This window comes from Qipengyuania marincola, from assembly GCF_029688625.1.
GTDB lineage: Bacteria > Pseudomonadota > Alphaproteobacteria > Sphingomonadales > Sphingomonadaceae > Qipengyuania.
Genome location: NZ_JARULC010000003.1, coordinates 816,660 through 839,168, shown reverse-complemented (window position 1 = coordinate 839,168; position 22,509 = coordinate 816,660). Strand labels below are relative to the sequence as shown.

The following is a 22,509-nucleotide window of genomic DNA, read 5'->3' as shown; positions in this document are numbered from 1 at the left end:
CGTCCATTTACGGGCCAGTCTCTCAGGTTTCCCGACAGAGGGGGCATGGGTTGAAATTCGCGCCTGCGCAGGCGCTCCCATGCTTTGAAGGACGGGACTTGAGCGAAGATCACGAACAGGACGAAGCCGGAACCGGCACGCTGCCGCTCGATGCATGGCATCGCGGCAAGGGTGCGCGCATGGTCGAATTCGCCGGATATTGGATGCCCATCCAGTACAACAAGGATTCGGGCGGCGGCATCGTTGCCGAACACGAATGGACCCGCAGCAATGCCGGACTGTTCGATGTCAGCCACATGGGCCAGCTGATGGTCACGGGCGAGAAAGCCGCGGAAGAGCTGGAAAAGCTGCTCCCTGGCGCGATTGCCACGCTCAAGCCGGGCCGGGTTCGCTACTCGCTATTGCTCAATGACGAGGGCGGCATTCTCGATGATCTGATGGTGACCAATGCCACGCCCTGGATCGAGGCTGACGAGGAAGCCGGTACCGAAGGCCATTGGGGAGAACCGGCCTATTACATCGTCGTCAACGGTGCGATGAAGTGGGACGATATCGCTCATCTGCGCGAACATCTCGATGATGAGGTCACGCTGACGCATATGGACGATCACGCGCTGGTCGCCCTGCAGGGCCCCAATGCCGCGACTGCCCTCAACCGCATCATGCGCGGTGTCCCCGAACAGCTCGTATTCATGCAATCGCTGGAGCATGACTTCGGCGAGTGGCCGCTGCGCATCACGCGCGCCGGGTATACTGGCGAAGACGGCTTCGAGATTTCGGTGCCTGCCGAATTCGCAGAGTCGCTGTGCGACCGCCTCTGCGCCGAGATCGAAGTCCGCCCGGCGGGCCTCGGCGCTCGTGACAGCCTGCGGCTCGAGGCAGGCCTGCCGCTTTACGGCCACGACATGACCGACACGGTCGATCCGGTCAGCGCCGACCTTGCCTTCGCGCTGACGAAGAAGCGCCGCGAAACCGGCGGCTGGATGGGGTTCGAAGCGGTCAGGACGCTGATGGAATCCGGACCCAGCGAACGCCGCGTCGGCCTGACCCTGGAAGGCCGCATGCCGGCACGTGAAGGGGCCGAAATATTCGCGGGCGACGAGAAGGTGGGCCGCATCACCAGTGGCGGTTTCTCGCCTACGCTCGGCCACCCGATCGCCATGGGATACGTCAAGGTCGGGCACGCCGCCGAGGGAACCGATCTGGAGATTGTGGTTCGTAACAAGAGACTAGCGGCGAAAGTGGTGAGCCTGCCCTTCGTCCCGCACAACTATTACCGAGGGAGCTGACCCGATGGCGCGTTACTTTACCGACGAACACGAATGGATCGACGTGGAAGGCGATACCGCCACCGTCGGCATTACCGATTACGCTCAGGAACAGCTGGGCGATATCGTCTTTGTCGAACTGCCGGAAGTCGGCAGCGTGATCGACAAGGGCAAGGACGCAGCCGTGGTCGAGAGCGTGAAGGCCGCCAGCGACGTCTACGCACCCATCAGCGGCGAGATCATGGAAACCAACGAGGCGCTTGAGGAAGACCCGGCGCTGGTAAACACCTCGCCCGAGGAGAACGGCTGGTTCTTCAAGCTCGCCATCGGCGACAGGAGCGAGCTCGAGGGCCTGATGGACGCCAAGGCCTACAAGAGTTTCTGCGACAGCCTCTGACACGTGGCGCCCGCATGGGCGCGAAGGAAACGACATGCGCTACCTACCCCTGACCGATGCCGACCGTTCGGCGATGCTCCAGAAGATCGGCGCGAGTGATATCGACGCGCTCTTCGCTGACGTTCCGGAAACGGCGCGGCTCGACGGGCCGATCGAGGGCCTGCCGATGCACGCCAGCGAGATGGCGGTCGAGAAGCACATGCGCCGGCTGAGCAAGAAGAATCTTGCCGCGGCAGATGCGGCATTCTTTCTCGGGGCTGGCGCCTATAAGCACCATGTGCCGGCCACGGTCGATCACATCATCCAGCGCGGCGAATTCCTGACTGCCTATACGCCCTACCAGCCGGAAATCGCACAGGGCACGCTGCAGATGCTGTTCGAGTTCCAGACGCAGGTTGCGCGCCTCTATGGCTGCGCGGTCGCCAATGCGAGCATGTACGATGGTTCGACCGCTTGCTGGGAGGCGGTGGCCATGGCCAGCCGCATCGCGCGCGGGAAGAAGCCCAGGGTCGTGCTGTCAGGCGCGCTGCATCCGCATTATGCCGAGGTCGTCAGGACCATGGCCAAGTTCACCGAAGACGACATCGCCGGTGCGCCGCCCAGCCTGACAGCCAAGCCGGATGATGATGGCCTCATCGCCCGGATCGACGAGAATACGAGCTGCGTCGTGGTGCAATATCCGGATATCCTCGGCCGCCTTCCCGACATTGCGAAGATCGCCAAGGCCGCGCACGAGAAGGGCGCGCTGGTCATCGCGGTCAATACCGAGCCGGTGGCCCTGGGCGCAGTGAAATCGCCCGGCGAGCTGGGCGCGGACATCGTGGTCGGCGAAGGCCAGGCGATCGGTGTCGGCCTGCAATTCGGCGGGCCCTATCTGGGCCTCTTCGCCGTTCGCGACGAAAAGCATGTCCGCATGATGCCCGGCCGCCTGTGCGGCGAAACAATCGATGCGGAGGGCAAGCGCGGCTTCGTGCTGACGCTGTCCACGCGTGAACAGCATATCCGCCGCGAAAAGGCGACATCGAACATCTGCACCAATTCGGGCCTGTGCGCACTTGCTTTCAGCGTTCACATGACTTTGCTCGGCGAAAAAGGGCTGCGCGCCCTTGCCGCGGAAAACCATCGCCTTGCCTGCCTGGCCGCAGACCGCCTCGCCAAGGTGCCGGGTGTCGAGGTGCTGAACGAGACCTTCTTCAACGAATTCGCCGTATTGCTCGATGGCGATGCGCGGCAAATCGTACGCGATCTCACCGCCAAGGGAATTCTGGCCGGCGTTTCGCTGGGGCGTCTCTTCCCGGGTAACGAGGGGCTCGCCAACGGGCTGCTTGTCGCGGTGACCGAAACCACCACGGAGGAGGATATCGAAACCCTTGCCTCCGCGCTTGAGGAGGTGCTGGCATGAACGCGCCGACGAAAACCCCGAATGCATCCGGCTGGAAGCCCGGCACGCCCGTCGAGGGGCATAACGCCATGAGCGGTCCCGATACCGCCACGGGCAACCGCGCGCTGATGCTGGAAGAACCGCTGCTGTTCGAGATCGGCCACAGCGAGACAACCGGGGTCGATTTCGACTTCGCAGCCAAGCTGGACCTTGCAGGGGTGGACCAGCCAACTCCGCCGACGCCGGCGCCGGCTAACCGGCTCGGCGATTTCGAGCGGAGCGACCCGATCGGACTGCCCGGCCTGACCGAGCCCGAGACGGTGCGCCACTACACGCGGCTTAGTCGTCAGAACTATGCCATCGACCTCGGCCTGTTTCCGCTCGGCAGCTGCACGATGAAGCACAATCCGCGGCTCAACGAAAAGGTCGCGCGGATGCCTGGCTTTGCGGACGTCCACCCGCTTCAGCCGGTCGATACCGTGCGCGGCGCGCTGGAAGTGGTCAACGAACTGGCGTTCTGGCTGATCAAGCTCACCGGCATGCACTCCGTGGCGATGAGCCCCAAGGCCGGCGCGCATGGCGAGCTTTGCGGCATCCTCTGCATCCGCGCCGCGCTGGAAGCGCGCGGCGATGCCCGCAAGGTCATCCTCGTGCCAGAAAGCGCGCATGGCACCAATCCCGCCACTGCCGCCTTCGCCGGCTACGAGATCGAGGACATCCCGGCCAATTCGGACGGCCGCGTCGATTTCGAGGCGCTCAAGAACCGGCTCGGCCCGGACGTGGCGGGCGTGATGATCACCAATCCCTCCACCCTTGGCCTGTTCGAGCGTGACCTGAAGGCAATCTCGGACGCGGTCCACGAAGCGGGCGGCTTCGTCTATTGCGACGGTGCGAATTTCAACGCCATTGTCGGCAAGGTTCGCCCCGGCGATCTCGGCGTGGATGCGATGCACATCAATCTGCACAAGACCTTCTCCACCCCGCATGGGGGTGGCGGTCCCGGCTCTGGCCCGGTCGTTTTGTCCGAAGCGCTCAGCCCGTTTGCGCCGCTCCCTTATACTTCGCGCACGAAGGACGGTGTCGTTCATCTCGTAGAGGAGGAGGATGCGGAGTCCTTCGCCAAGGAGCATTTCGGCGGGCCCTTGCAGCATTTCGGGCGCATGACTGCCTTCCATGGGCAGATGGGCATGTTCACCCGCGCGCTGACCTATATCCTCAGCCACGGGGCGGATGGATTGCGGCAGGTAGCCGAGGATGCGGTGCTGAATGCCAATTACATCCTGCGCAGCCTGGAAGATGTGCTCGACGCTCCTTTCGCGCACAGCGGCCCGTGCATGCATGAGGCGCTGTTCAGCGACAAAGGTTTTGGCGAAGGGCTGTCGACGCTGGACCTGGCCAAGGGCCTCATCGACGAGGGCTTCCATCCGATGACGATGTACTTCCCGCTCGTGGTGCACGGCGCGATGCTGGTCGAACCGACCGAGACCGAAAGCAAGGCGGCGCTCGACCAGTTCATCCTTGCGCTGCGCAGCGTGGCGGAACGTGCCAAGGCAGGCGACGAAACACTGAAAACCGCGCCCTTCTATGCCCCGCGTCGCCGTCTGGACGAGACGCAGGCAGCCAGGAAACCGGTACTTGCGTACAAGGATCAGGGCGCACCCTCCGGCACGCCGGTCGCCAGCGAAATCGGCGGGCGGTAATCGCTAGTCAGACTTGTCGGGCTTGGCTTCCACGGTGATGGTGATCTGGCTGAGCGAGATCACCGCCACCCAGAAGCCGATCACCGACAGTGCGCTCGATCCCAGAACAGTGAAGGCGGCACCCTTGAGGCCGTTCCAGTCCATTGCGACCTGGAGAAGGGACAGGCCGAGCACCGTCGGCACGGCGCGCATGACGAAGGCGGTGCCCGCACGCCCGGCGCTGACCAGAAGGGATTCGAGACTCGCCCCGACCAGCTCGATCGCGCCGGCAATCGCCAGGATGACCATCGCCCAATAGACCACGCGAAATTCCGGACCGGCAATCAGGACAAGGCCAGGCCGCCCCAGGAATATCGCCACCAGCACGGCCAGCCCACCCCCGACGAGCGCGATATTTGCCATCCGCCGCGCCATGTCGTGAGCGGCGTCGCGTGCATGGACCAGCTCGGGATAGATTGCCTTCGACACCGTCTGGGCAAGGCTGACGAGAGCCTGGCCAAGCTGGCTGGCGACGCGGAAACCGCCGGCGAAGGCCTCGCCGCCGATGGCGCCGACCAGCAGGATAAGCACTTGCTTCGACCCGACGTTGAGGCTGCCGGTGAGGTTGGTCGACCAGACGAACTTCCACGCGCCCGGATGATCGCGGGGCAGGCGCCACAGGCTGATTTGTGACAAGTCGATCCGCTCGGTTCGGCCAGCGGCGAACCAGAGCGCGGCGGCCACGCAGACCTCTGCGGCGGCCCAGGCGATGATGAAGCCGGTAACGCTGGGCATGAAGATGGCGGCGAGTATCGCTCCTGCGGCCCGGATCACAGGCTGCACGGCCTCGGCCGCCGTCGCGCGGCCATATTCGAAGCGCAATCGCAGCAGGCCGGTGGGCGTCGTCCGGATGGCCAACAGCGACACCATGCAGAAACCGAAGGCGAGCCACAGCAAGTCCGGGGGCAATGGCAGCCAGAACTGCGCCGACCAGCACAGCGCCGCCGCGAGGACCGTTCCAAGCGCGATCGACAGAATATCGAGCGCAATCGCGAAGCCGGTCGCCTCGGCCGGGCCATCCTCGCCCGCGCCCCAGCGCACGACAAATTGCCATGTCTGGAAATTGGCGAGACCGGTGACCGTCTGCCCCAACGCGACGATGAGTGCGAAATAGCCGAAACCGTCGAGGCCCAGCGTCCGGGTGGCGAGTGCGAGATAGACGAGGCTGAGAACAGCATTGACGCCGCGGCCGCTCAGCAGCCAGCCGATGTTGCGGAGGAGGCGTTTCATCGCAGGTCCCCACCGCCTCAGGCGGCGGTCGAGCCCCGCTTGGCCAGTAGGCGTTCGGTAACCTCGAACGTGCGTTCGTTATCGACGTCGATCGCGCAATAGCCATTGCTCATTTCGATCGGAACCAGCTTGAAGCCGAAGCGGTGCGAAACCTGCGCGAAAAGTTTTTCCTTCGTTCCCCAGCCGAGAAAGAAGCGGACGAGGTTGGCGACGCCGAAGGCCTTCGCGATGCGGCTGGGATATTTCACGAACTGCCCACCACCGCGCATGATTTCCGCCGCACCCAGAGCCTCGGCACTGCCGATCCAGTAGGTGTTGCAATTGGAAAAGCCGCCGTCGGAAAATTCGTAGAATTTCTTTTGGCCGACAGGATCTGCGGCAATGACGCCTTCCTTGCGCGCGAGGGCCGCCGCCGCGCCTGCCTGTGAGGCGAGGGCCTTGTCGATGAACTCGGCATAGTCATGCGGCAGCCACAGGCAGTTGTCGGCCGTGGTGATGAGGATCGGATAGCCGGCACCTTCCGCACCGGAAAAAACGCTGTCGACGAGGTTGAAGGCACCGGGCCTGAAGACGAGCCGCCCCTCGTCCATCAGCGCCTTGATCGATGGGATCTCCGCGATTTCGTCCGGCTCGTGTGCCACCACACGGATTTCGCCGATACGGTCGCAGGCGGCGACATTTTTTATGACCCGCTCGATCATCGGCATACCGCCGACCGGCACGACGCATTTCTGCGCGACACCCGCGCGCTCGGCGAGGGGGTCGAGCACGCCGGAGCGCTTTCCTGCCATGACGAGGGCGGTAATCTTGTCCGATGTCTGTGTAGCCATGGGCGCGCATTTAGTCGCGAAGTGTGGGGTTGTCACCTTGCCGGATAGCGGGCAGCGCGGGCTTCATGCGGATTATCTTCAGTCGCAAGGGCTTCGACAGCGGATCGGGCGGCGGACCGTCTCCGATCGTCGACGGACGGCCGGTCAGTCTGCCGATCCCCGCAGGCGCGGCATCACGCACCAGCTATGGCGACCTTGGCATGGGCGACCATGCTCATCGCGCCAGCAGGGGTCGGTATCACGCCGAGAATATGTGCCATCACGACCCGATGTTCCTTGAGGAAGGCGCCTGCCTGTTCGGGCAGGTGGGCGCTGCGCAGACGCATCTGGCCAATCGCGGCGTCGGGGTGGACGATGTCTTTCTGTTTTTCGGCTTGTTCCGGGAAGAGGGTGGCGATCCTCATCACCGCATCTTCGGCTATCTCAAGGTGGAAGAAGTGATTCCGCTGGCACAGGGCGCCCCCGGCTGGCTCGTCGAGAAGGCGCATCCGCATGCGCTCGCCATGCATGGCGCCAACGATACGATATACGCGGGCCCGGGTCATCTTGCTTGCCGCGCCAGCCATACGCTCCGGCTGACGGTGCCCGAAGGTCCGCCGAGCTTGTGGACGCGGCCCGACTGGCTCCGGCCGGGCGGGCTCAGCTATCACGACCGGTCCGACCGGTGGATGAGGGGCGGTCGCTTGCGGAGCGTTTCGCGCGGTCAGGAATTCGTCGCCGACATCGGCCGGCGCAAGGCTCCGCGCGACTGGCTCGGGCACATCATCGACGAGATCAGAGCGTCTTGATGACCGAGGAGAAGTCGAGCGCGCCGTGCTCCTCGGCGAGCTTTTCGTAGATTTCCGTTGCCTTTGCACCGAGCACGGTGGTCGCATCGACATCCTGCGCTGCATCCATCGCGAGCCGCAGGTCTTTCAGCATAAGCGCTGTCGCAAAGCCGCCCTGGTAATCATTGTCCGCCGGGCTCTCGACCCCGACGCCGGGCATGGGCGTATAGGCGTTGAGCGACCAGCAATAGCCCGAGGATTGGCTGGATATCTCGTAGAATTTCTGCGGATCGAGGCCCAGCTTCTCGGCCATTTTCATCGCTTCGGCGGTGCCGATCATCGAGATGGCGAGCAGCATGTTGTTGCAGATCTTGGCCGTCTGTCCCGCACCTGCATCGCCTGCGTGAATGACCGCCTTGCCCATCGCCTGAAGCACCTCCTCGGCGCGCGCGAAGGCTTTTTCGGTACCACCCACCATAAAGGTGAGCGTGCCGCCATTGGCCGCTGCGATCCCGCCGGAGACAGGGGCATCGACCATGTCGTATCCGGCAGCTTCGGCCTTGGCGATCACCTCTTTGGCGGTGGCGACATCGATGGTCGAGCAATCGAGCAGAACTGCTCCTTCCGGGGCATGCCCGAAGACATCGTTCTCGTAGACGGCTTTCACGATCTCGCCATTTGGCAGCATGGTGACCACTGCATCGACGCCTTCGCAGGCGCGCTCCGCATCATCATAGGCGTCGCAGCCGCCGCTCTCTGCCGATCCGCGCGCTTCGGGCGAGAGGTCGAAGGCATTGACCGAATGCCCCGCCTTGACGAGGTTCGCGGCCATCCCGCCGCCCATATTGCCGAGGCCGATGAAGGCGATTTTCATGTTTTCTCTCCGTTTCTCGTCAACCCAGCGAACGCTGGGATCGCCGGCCGCTCTCGAGCCGATAGCGGTCCCAGCTTCAGCTGGGACGACGCGCTATCTACCCTTCCACTGGCCTTCGCGCTTTTCGACGAAGGCGGCCATGCCTTCCTGCTTGTCCTCGCTGGCGGTGAGGATCTGGAAGATACGGCGTTCGATGATCAGGCCCTGATCTAGGCTGGTCTCGAAGGCGGCGTTGACCATCTCCTTGTTCGCGATCGCGGCCATCGGGGGCATGCTCGCTATCTGTGCGGCGGTCTTCATCGCTTCGTCCAGCAAGCTCTCATGCGGCACGACGCGCGCGACGAGATTGCTGCGCTCGGCTTCTTCCGCACCCATCATGCGGCCCGTCAGGCACATTTCCATGGCCTTGGACTTGCCGATGGCCTTGGTCAGGCGCTGCGAGCCGCCCATGCCGGGGGCCACGCCGAGCTTGATTTCGGGCTGGCCGAACTTCGCGTTCTCGCTGGCGATGATGAAGTCCGCCATCATGGCAAGCTCGCACCCGCCGCCCAGCGCAAAGCCGTTGACCGCGGCGATCCACGGCTTGCGGGTCTTCTTCACGATCTCGCTGGTCCAGGGCGAAAAGAAATCGTCGAGATAGAAGTCGGCCGCTTCCTTCTCGCTCATTTCCTTGATGTCGGCCCCCGCGGCGAAGGCCTTGTCGCCCGAACCGGTCAGGACAGCGCACAACTGACTGCCATCGGCCTGATACGCGGCGAAGGCCTCGATCAGCTCTTCCAGCACTTTGCTGTTGAGAGCATTAAGCGCCTTCGGGCGATTGAGCGTGATCAGCGTAACCGCGTCACGCTGATCGACGGTGATGGTTTCGTAGCTCATTTCATTCTCCGTCATCCCAGCGAATGCCGGGGTCGTTATCGATCAATCCCTCGCCGGGATGACGACTATCGCAAGGGCGTCCATTCCTCGGCATCGGGCAGGGGTGCGAAGATGCTGTCGAGCAATTCCTCGGTCACGCCCTCGGGCGTTGCCGGATCCCATTTCGGATCGTTCGTCTTGTCCACGATCACCGCGCGCACGCCCTCGGCAAAATCGGGGCGGGTCAGCACGCGGCTGGCGATGCGATACTCCATGCGCATGTTGTCTGCGAAGCTGTCAAGATTTTGACTTTCGGCAAGTTGGCGCAGCGCAACCTTGCAGGTTTGCGGGCTCTTGGTGCGCAGCGTGGCCAATTCCTTGGCCGCCCAATCGCTGTCGTCCGCCTCCAGGCTTGCGAGGATATCCTCGTAGCTATCGGAGGCGAAGTGTTTCGCAATCCGGTCGGCATTTCCGGCGATACGCGCTTCCGGCGGCGACTTGCCCAGCGCGCTGAGCACCTGCCCGGGCTCGTGCCCGGCGGCGATGCGCGATTTCGCTTCGGCGAGGTCGGCGCTGTCGAGATAATGCGTGGCGATCCCCGCCCAGACGCATTCGGCCCCATCCAGCCGCGCGCCAGTCAACGCCAGGAACTGACCGAGCCGCCCCCCCAGGCGCGAGAGGTGCCAGCCGCCGCCGACATCGGGGAAGAGGCCAATGCCGGTCTCGGGCATGGCGAAGCGCGTGTTTTCCGTCGCGACGCGATACTTGCACGGCATGGCGATGCCCACGCCGCCGCCCATCGTGATGCCGTCCATGAAGGCCACGATCGGCTTCGCATATTCGAACATCTGGTGGTTGAGCTGATACTCGTCGTGAAAGAATTCGCGTCCGCTCTTTCCGCCATCGTTCAGCGCGGAATGGCGCAGCAGATTGATGTCCCCGCCGGCGCAGAAACCGCGGCCCTCCGCATGGTCGAGGATCACGGCCTTCACCGCGTCGTCCGACGCCCAGTCCGCCAGTGCCGCGCTCATCGCATGGCACATGTCGAGCGTCAGCGCATGAAGCGCCTTGGGCCGGTTGAGCGAGATATGCCCTGCATGGCTGTGGAGGTGAATGTTTACGTCTTCGGTCATGTGCCCCTCACTGCCGCAAAAGGTCGCGACCCACGATCATCCGCATGACCTGGTTCGTGCCTTCGAGGATCGAGTGGACACGCAGATCGCGCCAGAAGCGTTCGATCGGATAGTCTTTGAGATAGCCGTAGCCGCCGAACAGTTGCAGCGCGTCGTTCACGACCTTGCTGCCATTGTCGGTCGCCAGCCGCTTGGCCATGGCGGAGAAGCGCGACTTGTCGGGCGCGCCATCGGTGACCTTGGCGGCGGCGAGATAGAGCAGCGCGCGCGCCGCCTCGAGATCGGTGGCCATGTCGGCCAGCATGAACTGCGTGTTCTGGAAATCGGCGATAGCCGTGTCGAACTGCTTGCGGTCCTTGGTGTAGACCACTGCCTCGTCGAGGCAGCGCTGCGCCCCGCCAAGCGAGCAGGCACCGATATTCAGCCGTCCGCCATCGAGGCCCATCATAGCGAAGCGGAAGCCTTCGCCTTCGTCGCCCACCCGGTTCTCCACCGGTACACGGGCATCCTCGAAAATCACTTGCGCGGTGGGGGAGGCGTTCCAGCCGAGTTTCTTCTCCGGTGCGCCGAAGCTGACGCCCGGCGTGTCCTTGTCGATCACCAGGCAGGTGATGCCCTTGGTCTTGTGATCGGAGGTCCGGACCATGGTGACGTAAACATCGTTCACTCCGCCGCCGGAGATGAATTGCTTCGTACCATTCAGCACATAGTGATCGCCATCGAGCACGGCGCTGGTCTTCAGGCCCGCCGCATCCGACCCGCTGCCGGGTTCGGTCAGGCAATAGCTGGCGATCTTCTCCATCGTGACGAGGTCGGGGAGGTACTTGTCCTTCACGCCCTGCCCGCCGAATTGGTCGATCATCCATGCCGCCATGTTGTGGATCGAAATGAACGCGCTGGTCGTGGGACAGCCATAGGCCATGGCCTCCATGATCAGCGCCGCCTCGAGCCGGCCGAGGCCGATGCCGCCACTTTCTTCCGAGACATAGATCGCGCCGAAGCCGAGTTCGGCGGTCTGCTTGATCACCTCGCGCGGGAAGTGGCTCTTCTCGTCCCACTCGCCCGCATGCGGGGTGATGTTGTCGGCGGTGAAACGCTGGGCCATTTCCTGAATGGCCAGCTGATCGTCGGTGAGCTGGAATTGTCCTGTCATGCGCTGCGCTCTAGCGCCGAGGGCGGGGCGAGGGAAGGGGCGGGCGCGTCAGGACGCGACGATTGCCTCGGCCTCCATTTCGACTTTCCACTCCGGTCGGCAGAGCCATGCGCAGCCCACCATTGTTGCAGCCGGCTGCGCCGCGCCGAAAACGCGCGCATGCACTTCGTCGACTGCCTGCTGGTCCGATGGATCGGTCAGGAACATGCGGGTGCGCACGACGTCGCCTGCCGAACCGCCAAGGTCCTCGATTGCGCGGATAATCAGAGCGCAGCAGCGCTCGGCCTGTTCACGCGCACCACCGACCGTGCTGGAGCCGTCGTCCTCGACCGGGCCGGTGCCGGCCACAATGATCCGGTCGCCATCGCGCACAGCACGCGCGAAGCCGAACTGCGTTTCGAATGGAGAGCCGGTAAAGGCGCGCCGGCGCTGGTTCACCCGCAGGTGATCTCGGTGATCGTCTGCTCGTCGTCGTAGCGTACGTTCACACGGTCCATGCGATAATCCATCGTCCAGGCCGAATTGGGCGGGCCCCAGCGCAGCGTTCGCGCGCCGCTTTCCGCCAGGATCGCTGCGCCCATGTCGTTGGTGGCGTCATGGCCCACATGGTACTGGACTGGTCCGGCATCGCATTCGCCGCCGTCCTCATTGGCTGCGACCGGACCGGGTTCGGTCCCGTAAGCTCCAGCGCAGGCTGCGAGGCACAATGGCATTGCTAGGATGAAAAATCGCATTTGCTCGCTCCCTACGCGTCGCAGCGCCTGCGGGCATCGGTAGCATCTTCGCCCGAAACCTGCGAGTCCTCGATGGACAGGAGCTCTGCGTCGCTCGACAGGGTCAACCGCGTCGTTTGCTCCCAGCTTTGCCCTTCACCGGACATGGCGAGGGTGACGACGAGCGCATCATCCGTCTCCATGCGCAGTGCCCGCACCTCGCCTGTGGATTCGTAGAACGCGACTTTCTGCGCACCGATCTCGACGCGGAAATTCGAGTATGGTTCGCAACTTCCCTCCGGCCTGTCCCAAATGCCGCGAAACCGCTCGGGGATCTCGGACAGATCACGCGCGCGGGTCGGGCCCTCCTCGGTCTCATCCGCCAGCGAGGTGTCTTGCTGCACGGTGCCGGGTGCGACATCGTTGTCGACGGGCGCGGTCTCATCCTGCGCGCAAGCCGACAAGGCGAGAAGGGCTGCCGGCGCGCAAACGCTTGCGAAGAACTTGAACGACATGCTTACCCCATCGTCGGAATGACGAACGCGTTGCTGCCGTCGCCGCCGCCATCCGGCCAGCGCTGGGTGACCTTCTTGGCCTTGGTCCAGAACTTGAGGCCTTCCATCCCGTACTGGTCGATGTCGCCGAAGCCGGAACGCTTCCACCCGCCGAAGCTGTGATAGCTGACGGGCACCGGGATCGGCACGTTGATGCCGACCATGCCGACATTGACGCGATTGGCAAATTCACGCGCGGCGTGGCCGTTGCGCGTGAAGATGGCGACGCCGTTGCCGTACTGGTGCTCGCTCGGCAGCTTCACGGCTTCCTCGAAATCCTTGGCGCGGACGATCTGGAGCACGGGACCGAAGATTTCTTCCTTGTAGCTTTCCATGTCGGGCGTCACGCGGTCGAGCAGCGTCGGCCCGACGAAGAAACCGTCCTCATGGCCCTGCAGCGAGAAGCCGCGGCCGTCGATGACAACCTCGGCACCCTCTTTCTCGGCCGTGTCGATCCAGCCTTCGACGCGGGCCTTGTGCTCTGGTGTGACGACGGGGCCGTAGTGCGCATCGGGATCGTTCGAAACGCCGACACGCAAGCCGTTGATTGCCGGGATGAGCTTTTCGCGCAGCTTGTCGGCCGTTTCCTCGCCGACGGGCACTACGACGGGCAGCGCCATGCAGCGCTCGCCAGCCGAACCGAAAGCCGCGCCGGCAAGGTCGTTCACCACCTGGTCGAGATCGGCATCGGGCATGACGATGCCGTGGTTCTTGGCCCCGCCGAAAGCCTGCACGCGCTTCGCATTCGCCGTGCCGCGCGAGTAGATATACTGCGCGATGTCGGACGAGCCGACGAAACTGATGGCCGGAATGTCGGGGTGGTCTAGGATGGCGTCGACCATTTCCTTGTCGCCGTGGACGACCTGCAACAGCCCTTCTGGCGCGCCCGCTTCCAGGAACAGTTCCGCCAGCCGCACCGGCACGCTGGGGTCGCGTTCGGAGGGCTTGAGGATGAAGGCGTTGCCCGCTGCGATTGCCATGCCGAACATCCACATCGGGATCATGGCGGGGAAGTTGAACGGCGTGATGCCGGCCCCGATGCCGAGCGGCTGGCGCATCGAATAGACGTCGATGCCGGGGCCCGCGCCCTGCGTGTACTCTCCCTTGAGCGCCTGCGGGATGCCACAGGCAAACTCGATCACCTCGAGCCCCCGCTGGACGTCGCCATGCGCGTCTTCGACGACCTTGCCGTGTTCGCTGGAGAGCAACTCGGCCAGCTCCTGCTTGTTGGCCTCGACCAATTGTTTGAATTCGAACATTACGCGGGCACGACGCTGGGGATTGGTTGCAGCCCATTCGGGCTGGACCTTCTTCGCAGCGTCGACCGCCTGCTGCAGCAGGGCTGCATCGCCCAGCGCGACCTTTGCCTGAACCTCCCCGGTCGACGGGTTCCAGATCTCGTGCTTGCGGGTGGCTGCCGGGCTATCCCCGACAATGAAATGATCGACTTGGCGCATGGCAGAATCCTCTCTTTTGTTGCCAACGGCTGTGGCAAGCGAGAGGTCCGAAATCAATCGGTATCAAATGAAACCGGCATCGGCTGCGTCTAGCCGACGGCCGCCATCATCTGGGCGCACAGGATCGCGCCATAAGTTCCGAGCGCATAGCCGAGCACGGCCAGCAGCACGCCGACCGGGGCGAGAGCAGGGTGGAACGCTCCGGCCACCACCGGCGCCGAGGCCGCGCCGCCCACATTCGCCTTGCTGCCGACGGCGACGAAGAAGAACGGCGCCTTGATGATCTTCGCGACTACGAGCAGCAGGACAATGTGGAACAGCATCCAGATTGCGCCGATGGCCATGAAAGCGGGCGCGTCCATGATCTTGGTCACATCCATGCGCGTGCCGATAATCGCCACCAACAGGAAGATGAACAGTACGCCGAACTTGCTTGCACCGATACCTTCAAGTTCACGTGCACGGGTGAAACTGGCGAGCAGGCCCGCGGTGGTGGACACGACAACGACCCAGAAGAAGCTGCTCGCCAGCGTCGCATCCTCGCCCTGCAAGTCCGCGAAGACCCCGCCCAGCCATCCGCCGAGCAGGTGCGAAAGGCCGACGACTGCGAAGGCGACGCCGAACAGCAGAACATAGTCATTCGCCTTGGCGACACGCTCGATGCTGTCGGAATAGTCCTGCATGGTCTCTTGCAGTCTCGTGATCGACGAACTGTCCGCGCCCAGCCAGCGGTCGACCCGCTCGCTCGCTCCGGCGCCGTAAAGCAGGAAGATCATCCAGATCTCGGCCACGATGATGTCCACCGCGAGCAGCGCGGCAAAGCCTTCGAGCGGGTAGCCATAGACCTCGAGCATGGCGGTCTGGTTTGCGCCGCCGCCGATCCAGCTGCCTGCCAGCGTGGCCAACCCGCGCCAGGCGGCGGTGTCACCAGAACCGATAACCGAAGGCTCGAATTGGGCCACGATCCAGAGTGCCAGCGGCCCGCCGAGGATGATCCCCACAGTCGCCGTCAGGAACATGATGATCGCCTTGCTGCCGAGGCCGAGGATGCCCTTGATATCGATGCTCAGCGTCATCAGGAACAGCGCGGCGGGCAGGAAATAATCCTTCGCGATGGGCCATAGCTGGCTCTCGCTCGTGTCGATCAGTCCGGTCGTCACGAACAGCGACGGCGCGAGGTAGCACACGAGGATGATTGGAACGAACACGTAGAAACGCTGCCAGCCTGGCCGGTCGCGCGTCGCGAACACGAAGGCGAGAAGGGCGGCAAGCAGGCCGAGGATGATGCGATCGTCGCTGATCATGATGGTTGGGTTTCCGTCCGATGTCCCGAAGCGAGCCTGCTAGCGGGAGTGGTCGGCATTGGCCATGCTGTCACCCGGGAAGCTCCACACCGAAGCGCCGCAGCGCGGCATCGACCCTCTCGCCGTCCTCGCCATAGCGCTGCCATTGCCCGACAGATTTGGCGTGGATCGGTGCGCGCACCTGCACAGAGCTCGCCGTGGCGACCGGGGCAGCGTTGCGGTGGAACTGCAGGCAGGCGTCTTCCCATTCGAGACCGAGGAACGAGACAAGTCGGCGGCTTTCTTCCTCCTGCGACCGGATCAGCGCTTCGTAGTGGATTTCCATGTAGCGCGCCGCCGGAAGTACACCGCGCCAGTGGTCCGCCAACCGCGCGAAATGCGCCACGAAATGCGCCGTATCCTCGAGATCGTAAGCATAGTCGTAATAGCCGAAGTCGGTCGCGAACAGCTGGCGGTAATTGGCGAACACCGTGTCGCGGGGATCGCGCCTCACCATGATCACCCGCGCTTCCGGCAGGCTGGCGAGCGCGTGGCGGGCGAAGAAGAAGTTGAATGGCATCTTGTCGATCAGGCGGGCCGTCCCCCTCGACAGCCGCGCTGTCCGGTCGCGATACGTCTGGCCGATCCAGTCCGCGTCGAAGGTGGCTTCGAGGACGTCCGGAGACAGCGTGTGCGGTCCGTCGACGCCCGAGGAACGCTTTGCCAGCAGCGCAAGATCAGGCAACTCGCCTGCGGTCGCGACCTGCGAATGGCTGGAGGCTATGCGCTCGACAAGGGTCGTGCCGCTGCGGGGCATGCCGACGATGAAAACCGGCGCAGACCCTGCTCTCATCGCGGGCGCATCGGCCACCTCGCCGCGGGCATTGCGCGCGGCCGCAAACAGCCGCTCTACCCAGCCGCGATCATGCCGCGCTTCGGCGATCTTGCGGCGCTTGGCGCGATGCAACCACGCCAGCGCTTCGCGATGGTCCCCTCGGCCTTCGCAGATCCGCGCGGCGGCATGCCCAAGTTGCAAGGCAGCCTCGGTATCCGACGCGTTGCTTTCGAACAGCCGCTCGACCGAAGCGAGATCATGCTCGCTGCTTTCCTGAAGTTGCACGAGGGCGAGGCGGGCGCGGTGAAAGCCGGGAGCGAGCGCCAACAGCTTTTCATAAGCCGCGCGCGCCTCGTTCAGCCGTCCGACGAACTGTAGCGAGGTCGCGAAATTGTAGAGGAATTGCGGGTGATCTGGCCGATCGGCAATGGCCGCTTCGAAGAACGGCAGCGCCTCCGCATGCAAGCCGGTGCGTGCGAGGATGACGCCGAGCGTATCCGCCTCGACCGCGCTTTCGCAGCCATGCGGCGAAAGTGCTGCCGCGAGCTCGCGCGCCTCGTCCTGGCGCCCGGTCGCCAGCAGCGCGCGCCCCCTTCCGGCGAGCGTGATGGCCGAACTGTCGCCAAATTGCAGCGCCTTGCCCGAAAGCTCGAGCGACTTGGCCGGATTACCGCCCTCAAGCGCCACGAGCGACATGATGCCCCACGCCTTCGCATCTTCGCGGTCCTGCTCCAACAGGTCGAGCGCGCGGTCGTAGGCCGCCTTCAGATCGCCGGCGCGCAGTTGCCGTATTGCATCAACATGTGACATTTTTCGACAGGCGACAGGGCCTCCATATTGCGATTGTGACAAAAATGAATCAGTTTGCTGCTGGGGACGAGATAGACGGGAAATAATCTTATGCAGAATTCCAATCTCGCATTTCGCGCGCTCTTGCTCGCAGCAGCCAGCTCTATCCCCGTGGCAGCGCATGCTCAACCAGCGACCGGTTCTACGCAGGCGCAGGAACGTGACGAGGACGTCATCATCGTCACCGCGACCCGCCGCGAGGGCACCGTGCAGGACGTACCGATCAATATCTCTGCCGTGACGTCCGAGGTGCTGGAGGCGCAGGGTCTCGACAACCTCCGCGAAGTCGCGGCGACCGTCCCGGGCGTCTACATCCTCGACCAAGGCAACCGCGCCGGCACGCCGATCGTCTTTCGCGGCCTTAACGCGACCGGGCTCGGCTCGTTCGACGGCAATAACGACGGCGGCGGCGCGGTGGCGACCTACGTCGGCGACATCCCGCTCTATGTCGACTTGCGCCTGAACGATATGGAGCGCGTCGAATTCCTGCTGGGCCCTCAGGGCACGCTATACGGCGCCGGTACGCTGGGCGGGGCCATCCGTTATATTCCGACCAAGCCGAAACTGGGCGAAATCGGCGGGGAAATCCGCGCGGATCTCTACAATTACAAGTCCGGAAAGGGCATCAGCAGCGACACCGGAGTGACGCTGAACGTGCCGATTGCCGACAGCATCGCGTTTCGCGGGTCGATCGACTATTCGAACGATCGCGGCTTCATCGATTATCCCTATGCCGTGACACGTCGGCCGACGCTCAGCACAGTGGGCAACGTCAACCCCGACGCGATCGGCAATGCTGCGAATTTTACGCCGCTGCGCGATCTCAACACCGACGATACGCTCTCGGCCCGCGCTGCCCTGCGGTTCAATCCCTCGGATACGTTCGATGCGGTGCTCACCTATCACTATCAGGACGCCCGCACCAACGGCCGCCAGTTCTCGCAATTCCGGCTGGACAGTTTCCCGGTCCGGCTCGGCCGCTACGAGAACGCGTTGCGGGTGCCCGAACCCAACCGCCGCGAAACGCAGCTGGTGAGCCTCGAGGCCGAGCTGGATCTCGGTTTCGGCAGCCTCGTCTCCGCCACTGGCTACAGCACCTATGACGAAATCGGCAATCGCGACCAGACCGACCTCCTGATCACGCTCGAATACAGTTACGAGCAGTTCCCCAATTTCACCGCTTTCACCGAGGAAGTGACGGACGAGGAGACCTTTACGCAAGAGCTGCGCTTCGTCTCCGATTTCGCCGGCCCGTTCAACATCATCGTCGGCGGGTTTTACAACGAGCAGAAGATCCGTTCGCTGAGCACCGAATTCACGCCGGGTTACGACCAGTTCGCGGTGGATGAATTCGGCGGCGTGCAACTGCGCCCCGACGCGATCGAGTACATCGCCCCGTTCAATGCGGACCTGCGCGAGGCGGCCGTGTTCGGCGAGGCGACGTTCCAGATCACCGATGCATGGCAGGTGACTCTGGGCGGGCGCTATTACGACTACAAGCTGGAAACGGAGAGCGCGACCGACCTGCCACTGCTCAACACGGTGTTCTTCGGCGACCCGCAGGATCAGATCATCTTCGATTTCACACCCGCCAACCAGTCCGACGACGGGTTCCTCTACAAGATCAACACCTCTTACGAGATCACGCCCGATGTCCTGGTTTATGCGACGGTCAGCCAGGGTTTCCGGATCGGCAATTCCAACGGGCTGGAGCCGTGTGATCCCAACAGCGGACAGCAGCAGAATATCTGCGCTCTGCCGAACGAAGAAGAATACACGCCCGACACGACCACCAATTACGAACTCGGCTTCAAGACGCAGTGGCTCGGCCGCAGCCTGACGCTGAACGGTGCGATCTACTATATCGACTGGGCCGACCCGCAGGTGGCTTCGGCCACGATCAACGGGTCCTCGCCGATCACGATCAATGGAGCGGGCGCTGAGTCAAAGGGCGTGGAGCTTTATGGAGCGGCGCAGGTGACCGACGCGCTCAGCTTCCGCGCGGCATACAGCTATACCGATGCCGAGCTTACGGATGTGTCGCCTTCGCTGCTCAACGCGCTGACACCTCCGGGCTTCGGAACTACGCCGGTCGATGGGCAGCCTGGCGACCGCCTGCCGGGTTCGCCCAAGCACCAGGGCAGCTTTTTCGCAGATTACGAAGTGCCTGTGTCGGATACGTGGAACCTGACGCTGAGTTACGGCATGACGGCGCACAGCAATGTGCTGACTCGTACCGGCAGCCGCGCGGGTGGTCTGGTGCTGCCTGGCTTCGATACGTATAATTTCCAGGTCAATCTGAGCGATGGCGACTGGTCGGTCACGGCCTACGTCAACAACGTCTTCAACGAGTTCGGGGAGACCGGCGTGCGTGGCACGCCATTGTTCGACCAGGAGGTTTCGGACATCAATGGCGATCCGGTCTATGTGCGGACCTACGGCACATTCGTTGCGCCGCCGCGGACCATCGGCCTGCGCGCCTCGCGCAAGTTCTGACCACACGGAAACGCATTGGGGGCGCCTCCAAAAGGATCGGGGCGCCCCTTTCTGATCCGTCATTCCGCGTTGACCGTCGCACTGCGCTGGGGCAAAGGCGCCCGACGGGCACGCGGGTGTAGCTCAATGGTAGAGCAGCAGCTTCCCAAGCTGACGACGAGGGTTCGATTCCCTTCACCCGCTCCACTGCCTCCGGCAGCGAGGGCCCCGCTTGAAGCATGCGGGAGGGGCTCGACAAGTTTCTTCAGAATCGATCGATCATTGCCGCTTGCAAACCGTCCCCGCGCGGGGGCGGCGAGGCAGGTTGCCGCCGTGAATTCAATGGTTGCGATTACTTAGGTCGATGAACGTGTCAGAGCGCACCAGCCAACGGCTCATCGTATGTGAGGGCCGGTCAGCCGGAGCTTAGCTGAATTATTCGCGCCCGCTTGTCTTCAGGGTCCATGACCGAAGTAATCAGACCCTTCTCTTTCAGTCGATCGAGCGCGAGATAGAAGCCGCGATAGGAAGAACCCGATGCGAGCATCAGTTCCTTTATACGCGATTGCTTGCGCTGTTGCAGAAATAACAGGATCCGCCCATCGACCGTTAGAAGGTTGATGCCCAGATCGTCGTAATCAGCGATAAACCGCTGTAATTCCTCGGAAACCACCGTCATTCTGCCCCTGCGCGCCGCCCCTGTCGGCGCAATATTCTGAAGTTGATATGCTGCGCGCCCTACGGTTTCGGTTTAATTAGTGCAAGCACCCGCAACAAAAAGGATACACTTATTTTGCATATACCTTGTATATACTATAATTGTATCATCCGCTAAGAAAAGGCCATACCCCCGACGGCAACCGGCTCCAGTAATGGGCTGGTTTAACAATTGATGTGATGACTCAATCGAGGGGTTCATAAAATGAAGTTCGAAATCAACAGTGGGCGGGGGGCTCTGGCCGTCGGTCTTATGGCCGGAACGGCTGCTATCGCGCTGACGGCTACGCCGGCAGCGGCGCAGGAGGCGTGTGAGCGTTTCCCTGACGGCTATTACCAGTGTAACGATCCGGCAGCGAATGACTTTGATGGTTTCTACGAAGGTGGATTCCAGATCAACGGTTCGGGTGACGGCACTTACGACAATCTCGAAGAGAAGATCGCTACTTCGGCTCCGACTGAAGCCGAAGTCGAGGCTGCAGAAGAGAACGTCGCTACGGCAACTGAAACGGCCACAGCTCTCAACGGTGCTGTCACCGCCGTGAATGCCACGCTCACGGAAGAAAACCTCGAAGCTTTTGAAGCTGTCGAAACCGAAGAGGCCGATCTGGCTGCTGCTCAGGCTGCTCAGGAAGCTGCTGAAGAAGATGCGACTGCTGCACAGGCTGCATTCGATAGTGCTGCTGAAGATCTGACCGAAGCTAACGCTTCTGTTACGAATGCTCAGGTTGCTGCAGCCAATGCGCAGGACGATGTCGATGCTGCTCAGGCTGCATTCGACGCTGACGATTCGCAGGAAAACCTTGAGGCTCTGAACGAAGCTCTCGTGGCTCGCGCAGAAGCCCAGCAGAACTTGGCTGCCGCCGAGGCAGAGCGCGCTGAAGCTCTGGCTGTTGCCAACACGGCTTCGGAAAACCTGACGGCTGCTCAGGAAGACCTGGCTGCTGCTCAGCTTGCAACCGCAACTGCCGCTGACGATTTCGCCGACGCGCTCGCCGATCTCGACACTTCGCTCGCCTCGAACGACGACTTCGTTGAAGCAATCGAAGAAGCTGGCTTCACTGCGAATGCAGGCGGCCTGACCAACCTCAACAATGCTGCTGAAACCGCCACTGCAAACCAGACGGCCGCAGAAGCTCAGTTGGCTGGTCTCGATGACGTGCAGAACACCTTCATCCGTGCACAGGACGTGCTGGTTGACGCTGCAGAAAACGAGAACGCTGCGATCGCTGCCGCCTCGCAGGCTCTGCTTGGTGACCCGCGCGCTGCTGAGACTAACTCGGACGTCGAGGTCATCGCCGCACTTGTCGATCACGAAGGTCGCATCAGCGCAAACGAAGACGCTATCGTCGAACTCGATGGTCGCGTTACGGCTAACGAAGCTGCCATCGTCGATCTCGACGGTCGCGTTACGGCTAACGAAGCTGCCATCGTCGATCTTGACGAGCGTGTGACTTCGAACACCGAGCGTCTGGACGTGGTCGAAGAAACCCTTGTCGAGTATGACGAGCGTATCACGGCTAACTCCGACGCAATCGTTGCCGAAGCTGAAACGCGTGCTGCTGCCGACGCTGAACTGCTCGGCCGCATCACCGATGAGGAGAATGCTCGTATCGCTGGCGACGCTGCCCTGCAGGGTCAGATCGACACGCTTTCGGGTCGCGTCGGCGCCATCGAAACGCGTCTCGAAGACTTCGACGACCGTATCTCGAGCTCGACGGCAACCGCCATCGCCATGGGCGGCATGGCCTTCCTGCCGGACATGAAGTTCAACCTCGCTGTGTCTGGTGGCTTCTACGAAGGCGCTCAGGCGATCGCAGCCAATGTTGGCGTCCGCGTCAGCAACAATGTTGCAGTCACTGCCGGTGTCGGCGGCGGCCTCAACAAGAACGGCAAGGTCGGCGGCCGCGTCGGCGTGATCTTCGGGTTCTAAGAACCTCTCGCGATAGGTTTTTACATCGCGGCGTGGCCCGGGGCAGCAATGCTCCGGGCCACGTTT

20 protein-coding genes and 1 tRNA gene are annotated in these 22,509 nt (G+C 63.0%); 8 read left to right on the top strand and 13 right to left on the bottom strand.

Going from position 1 to position 22,509, the window contains the following annotated elements:
* Window positions 1-98 precede the first annotated feature (98 nt).
* The 4 genes from gcvT (at window position 99) to gcvPB (ending at window position 4,746) form a co-directional block, all read left to right on the top strand.
* Window positions 99-1,289: a glycine cleavage system aminomethyltransferase GcvT gene (gcvT, locus tag P8Q88_RS14005; protein ID WP_278324444.1), complete on the top strand. Its 1,191-nt coding sequence runs from the start codon at window positions 99-101 to the stop codon at window positions 1,287-1,289.
* A gap of 4 nt (window positions 1,290-1,293) precedes the next feature.
* Complete coding sequence (gene gcvH, locus P8Q88_RS14000; RefSeq protein ID WP_278324443.1) at window positions 1,294-1,665, top strand: glycine cleavage system protein GcvH; 372 nt, start codon at window positions 1,294-1,296, stop codon at window positions 1,663-1,665.
* Window positions 1,666-1,699: 34 nt separating this feature from the next.
* Complete coding sequence (gene gcvPA / locus P8Q88_RS13995; protein ID WP_278324442.1) at window positions 1,700-3,067, top strand: aminomethyl-transferring glycine dehydrogenase subunit GcvPA; 1,368 nt, start codon at window positions 1,700-1,702, stop codon at window positions 3,065-3,067.
* Between the two features lie 68 nt (window positions 3,068-3,135).
* The gene (gene gcvPB / locus P8Q88_RS13990; protein WP_278324504.1) at window positions 3,136-4,746 is read left to right on the top strand and encodes an aminomethyl-transferring glycine dehydrogenase subunit GcvPB; all 1,611 of its coding nucleotides are present in this window, start codon (window positions 3,136-3,138) and stop codon (window positions 4,744-4,746) included.
* 3 nt (window positions 4,747-4,749) lie between these two features.
* Here gcvPB and P8Q88_RS13985 read toward each other — a convergent pair whose 3' ends face one another.
* Together P8Q88_RS13985 and P8Q88_RS13980 are read right to left on the bottom strand one after the other, a co-directional pair.
* Window positions 4,750-6,015: a lipopolysaccharide biosynthesis protein gene (locus P8Q88_RS13985; protein WP_278324441.1), complete on the bottom strand. Its 1,266-nt coding sequence runs from the start codon at window positions 6,013-6,015 to the stop codon at window positions 4,750-4,752.
* Window positions 6,016-6,032: 17 nt separating this feature from the next.
* Window positions 6,033-6,845 carry an NTP transferase domain-containing protein gene (locus tag P8Q88_RS13980; RefSeq protein ID WP_278324440.1) on the bottom strand — a complete coding sequence of 271 codons (813 nt, stop codon included), beginning with the start codon at window positions 6,843-6,845 and terminating at the stop codon, window positions 6,033-6,035.
* A 65-nt stretch (window positions 6,846-6,910) separates the two neighbouring features.
* Here P8Q88_RS13980 and P8Q88_RS13975 point away from each other — a divergent pair, with 65 nt between their 5' ends.
* Window positions 6,911-7,633: an Nmad3 family putative nucleotide modification protein gene (locus P8Q88_RS13975; RefSeq protein ID WP_278324439.1), complete on the top strand. Its 723-nt coding sequence runs from the start codon at window positions 6,911-6,913 to the stop codon at window positions 7,631-7,633.
* Here P8Q88_RS13975 and mmsB read toward each other — a convergent pair.
* The 10 genes from mmsB to P8Q88_RS13925 form a co-directional block, all read right to left on the bottom strand.
* The gene (mmsB, locus tag P8Q88_RS13970; RefSeq protein ID WP_278324503.1) at window positions 7,620-8,549 is read right to left on the bottom strand and encodes a 3-hydroxyisobutyrate dehydrogenase; all 930 of its coding nucleotides are present in this window, start codon (window positions 8,547-8,549) and stop codon (window positions 7,620-7,622) included. The genes P8Q88_RS13975 and mmsB overlap by 14 nt on opposite strands.
* A 30-nt stretch (window positions 8,550-8,579) precedes the next feature.
* Window positions 8,580-9,362, bottom strand: coding sequence for an enoyl-CoA hydratase-related protein (locus tag P8Q88_RS13965; RefSeq protein WP_278324438.1), 783 nt, complete (start codon window positions 9,360-9,362; stop codon window positions 8,580-8,582).
* Window positions 9,363-9,427: 65 nt separating this feature from the next.
* Window positions 9,428-10,474, bottom strand: a complete 1,047-nt coding sequence (locus P8Q88_RS13960; protein WP_278324437.1) for an enoyl-CoA hydratase/isomerase family protein — start codon at window positions 10,472-10,474, stop codon at window positions 9,428-9,430.
* A gap of 7 nt (window positions 10,475-10,481) precedes the next feature.
* The gene (locus tag P8Q88_RS13955) at window positions 10,482-11,627 is read right to left on the bottom strand and encodes an acyl-CoA dehydrogenase family protein (RefSeq protein ID WP_278324436.1); all 1,146 of its coding nucleotides are present in this window, start codon (window positions 11,625-11,627) and stop codon (window positions 10,482-10,484) included.
* A gap of 48 nt (window positions 11,628-11,675) precedes the next feature.
* Complete coding sequence (locus P8Q88_RS13950; RefSeq protein WP_278324435.1) at window positions 11,676-12,065, bottom strand: RidA family protein; 390 nt, start codon at window positions 12,063-12,065, stop codon at window positions 11,676-11,678.
* Window positions 12,062-12,361, bottom strand: a complete 300-nt coding sequence (locus P8Q88_RS13945) for an I78 family peptidase inhibitor (RefSeq protein WP_278324434.1) — start codon at window positions 12,359-12,361, stop codon at window positions 12,062-12,064. The genes P8Q88_RS13950 and P8Q88_RS13945 overlap by 4 nt, the downstream gene beginning before the upstream one ends.
* An 11-nt stretch (window positions 12,362-12,372) precedes the next feature.
* Entirely contained in the window at window positions 12,373-12,855 is a 483-nt protein-coding gene (locus P8Q88_RS13940) for a hypothetical protein (RefSeq protein WP_278324433.1), read from the bottom strand.
* Between the two features lie 2 nt (window positions 12,856-12,857).
* Window positions 12,858-14,351 (bottom strand): CoA-acylating methylmalonate-semialdehyde dehydrogenase, encoded by a 1,494-nt coding sequence (locus tag P8Q88_RS13935; RefSeq protein WP_278324432.1) that lies wholly within the window; start codon window positions 14,349-14,351, stop codon window positions 12,858-12,860.
* Between the two features lie 89 nt (window positions 14,352-14,440).
* The gene (locus P8Q88_RS13930) at window positions 14,441-15,655 is read right to left on the bottom strand and encodes a DUF819 family protein (protein WP_278324431.1); all 1,215 of its coding nucleotides are present in this window, start codon (window positions 15,653-15,655) and stop codon (window positions 14,441-14,443) included.
* Between the two features lie 70 nt (window positions 15,656-15,725).
* Window positions 15,726-17,279 (bottom strand): tetratricopeptide repeat-containing sulfotransferase family protein, encoded by a 1,554-nt coding sequence (locus P8Q88_RS13925; protein ID WP_278324430.1) that lies wholly within the window; start codon window positions 17,277-17,279, stop codon window positions 15,726-15,728.
* A 90-nt stretch (window positions 17,280-17,369) separates the two neighbouring features.
* Between P8Q88_RS13925 and P8Q88_RS13920 the strand changes: the two genes are divergently transcribed.
* Both P8Q88_RS13920 and P8Q88_RS13915 read left to right on the top strand, forming a co-directional pair.
* Window positions 17,370-19,814 (top strand): TonB-dependent receptor, encoded by a 2,445-nt coding sequence (locus P8Q88_RS13920; RefSeq protein ID WP_278324429.1) that lies wholly within the window; start codon window positions 17,370-17,372, stop codon window positions 19,812-19,814.
* A 112-nt stretch (window positions 19,815-19,926) separates the two neighbouring features.
* Window positions 19,927-20,000: transfer RNA gene (locus P8Q88_RS13915), tRNA-Gly, on the top strand.
* A gap of 208 nt (window positions 20,001-20,208) precedes the next feature.
* Here P8Q88_RS13915 and P8Q88_RS13910 read toward each other — a convergent pair.
* Complete coding sequence (locus P8Q88_RS13910; RefSeq protein WP_278324428.1) at window positions 20,209-20,472, bottom strand: winged helix DNA-binding protein; 264 nt, start codon at window positions 20,470-20,472, stop codon at window positions 20,209-20,211.
* 243 nt (window positions 20,473-20,715) lie between these two features.
* On the opposite strand from P8Q88_RS13910, the gene P8Q88_RS13905 reads away from it, so the two are divergent.
* Window positions 20,716-22,443, top strand: a complete 1,728-nt coding sequence (locus P8Q88_RS13905; RefSeq protein ID WP_278324427.1) for a YadA C-terminal domain-containing protein — start codon at window positions 20,716-20,718, stop codon at window positions 22,441-22,443.
* Window positions 22,444-22,509: the final 66 nt, after the last annotated feature.

Coding starts and splice junctions, on each gene's coding strand:
- gcvH (WP_278324443.1), top strand. CDS start 1,294: ATGGCGCGTTACTTTACCGACGAACACGAATGGATCGACGTGGAAGGC.
- gcvPA (WP_278324442.1), top strand. CDS start 1,700: ATGCGCTACCTACCCCTGACCGATGCCGACCGTTCGGCGATGCTCCAG.
- gcvPB (WP_278324504.1), top strand. CDS start 3,136: ATGAGCGGTCCCGATACCGCCACGGGCAACCGCGCGCTGATGCTGGAA.
- P8Q88_RS13985 (WP_278324441.1), bottom strand. CDS start 6,015: ATGAAACGCCTCCTCCGCAACATCGGCTGGCTGCTGAGCGGCCGCGGC.
- P8Q88_RS13980 (WP_278324440.1), bottom strand. CDS start 6,845: ATGGCTACACAGACATCGGACAAGATTACCGCCCTCGTCATGGCAGGA.
- P8Q88_RS13975 (WP_278324439.1), top strand. CDS start 6,911: ATGCGGATTATCTTCAGTCGCAAGGGCTTCGACAGCGGATCGGGCGGC.
- P8Q88_RS13965 (WP_278324438.1), bottom strand. CDS start 9,362: ATGAGCTACGAAACCATCACCGTCGATCAGCGTGACGCGGTTACGCTG.
- P8Q88_RS13960 (WP_278324437.1), bottom strand. CDS start 10,474: ATGACCGAAGACGTAAACATTCACCTCCACAGCCATGCAGGGCATATC.
- P8Q88_RS13955 (WP_278324436.1), bottom strand. CDS start 11,627: ATGACAGGACAATTCCAGCTCACCGACGATCAGCTGGCCATTCAGGAA.
- P8Q88_RS13945 (WP_278324434.1), bottom strand. CDS start 12,361: ATGCGATTTTTCATCCTAGCAATGCCATTGTGCCTCGCAGCCTGCGCT.
- P8Q88_RS13940 (WP_278324433.1), bottom strand. CDS start 12,855: ATGTCGTTCAAGTTCTTCGCAAGCGTTTGCGCGCCGGCAGCCCTTCTC.
- P8Q88_RS13935 (WP_278324432.1), bottom strand. CDS start 14,351: ATGCGCCAAGTCGATCATTTCATTGTCGGGGATAGCCCGGCAGCCACC.
- P8Q88_RS13930 (WP_278324431.1), bottom strand. CDS start 15,655: ATGATCAGCGACGATCGCATCATCCTCGGCCTGCTTGCCGCCCTTCTC.
- P8Q88_RS13925 (WP_278324430.1), bottom strand. CDS start 17,279: ATGTCACATGTTGATGCAATACGGCAACTGCGCGCCGGCGATCTGAAG.
- P8Q88_RS13920 (WP_278324429.1), top strand. CDS start 17,370: ATGCAGAATTCCAATCTCGCATTTCGCGCGCTCTTGCTCGCAGCAGCC.
- P8Q88_RS13910 (WP_278324428.1), bottom strand. CDS start 20,472: ATGACGGTGGTTTCCGAGGAATTACAGCGGTTTATCGCTGATTACGAC.
- P8Q88_RS13905 (WP_278324427.1), top strand. CDS start 20,716: ATGAAGTTCGAAATCAACAGTGGGCGGGGGGCTCTGGCCGTCGGTCTT.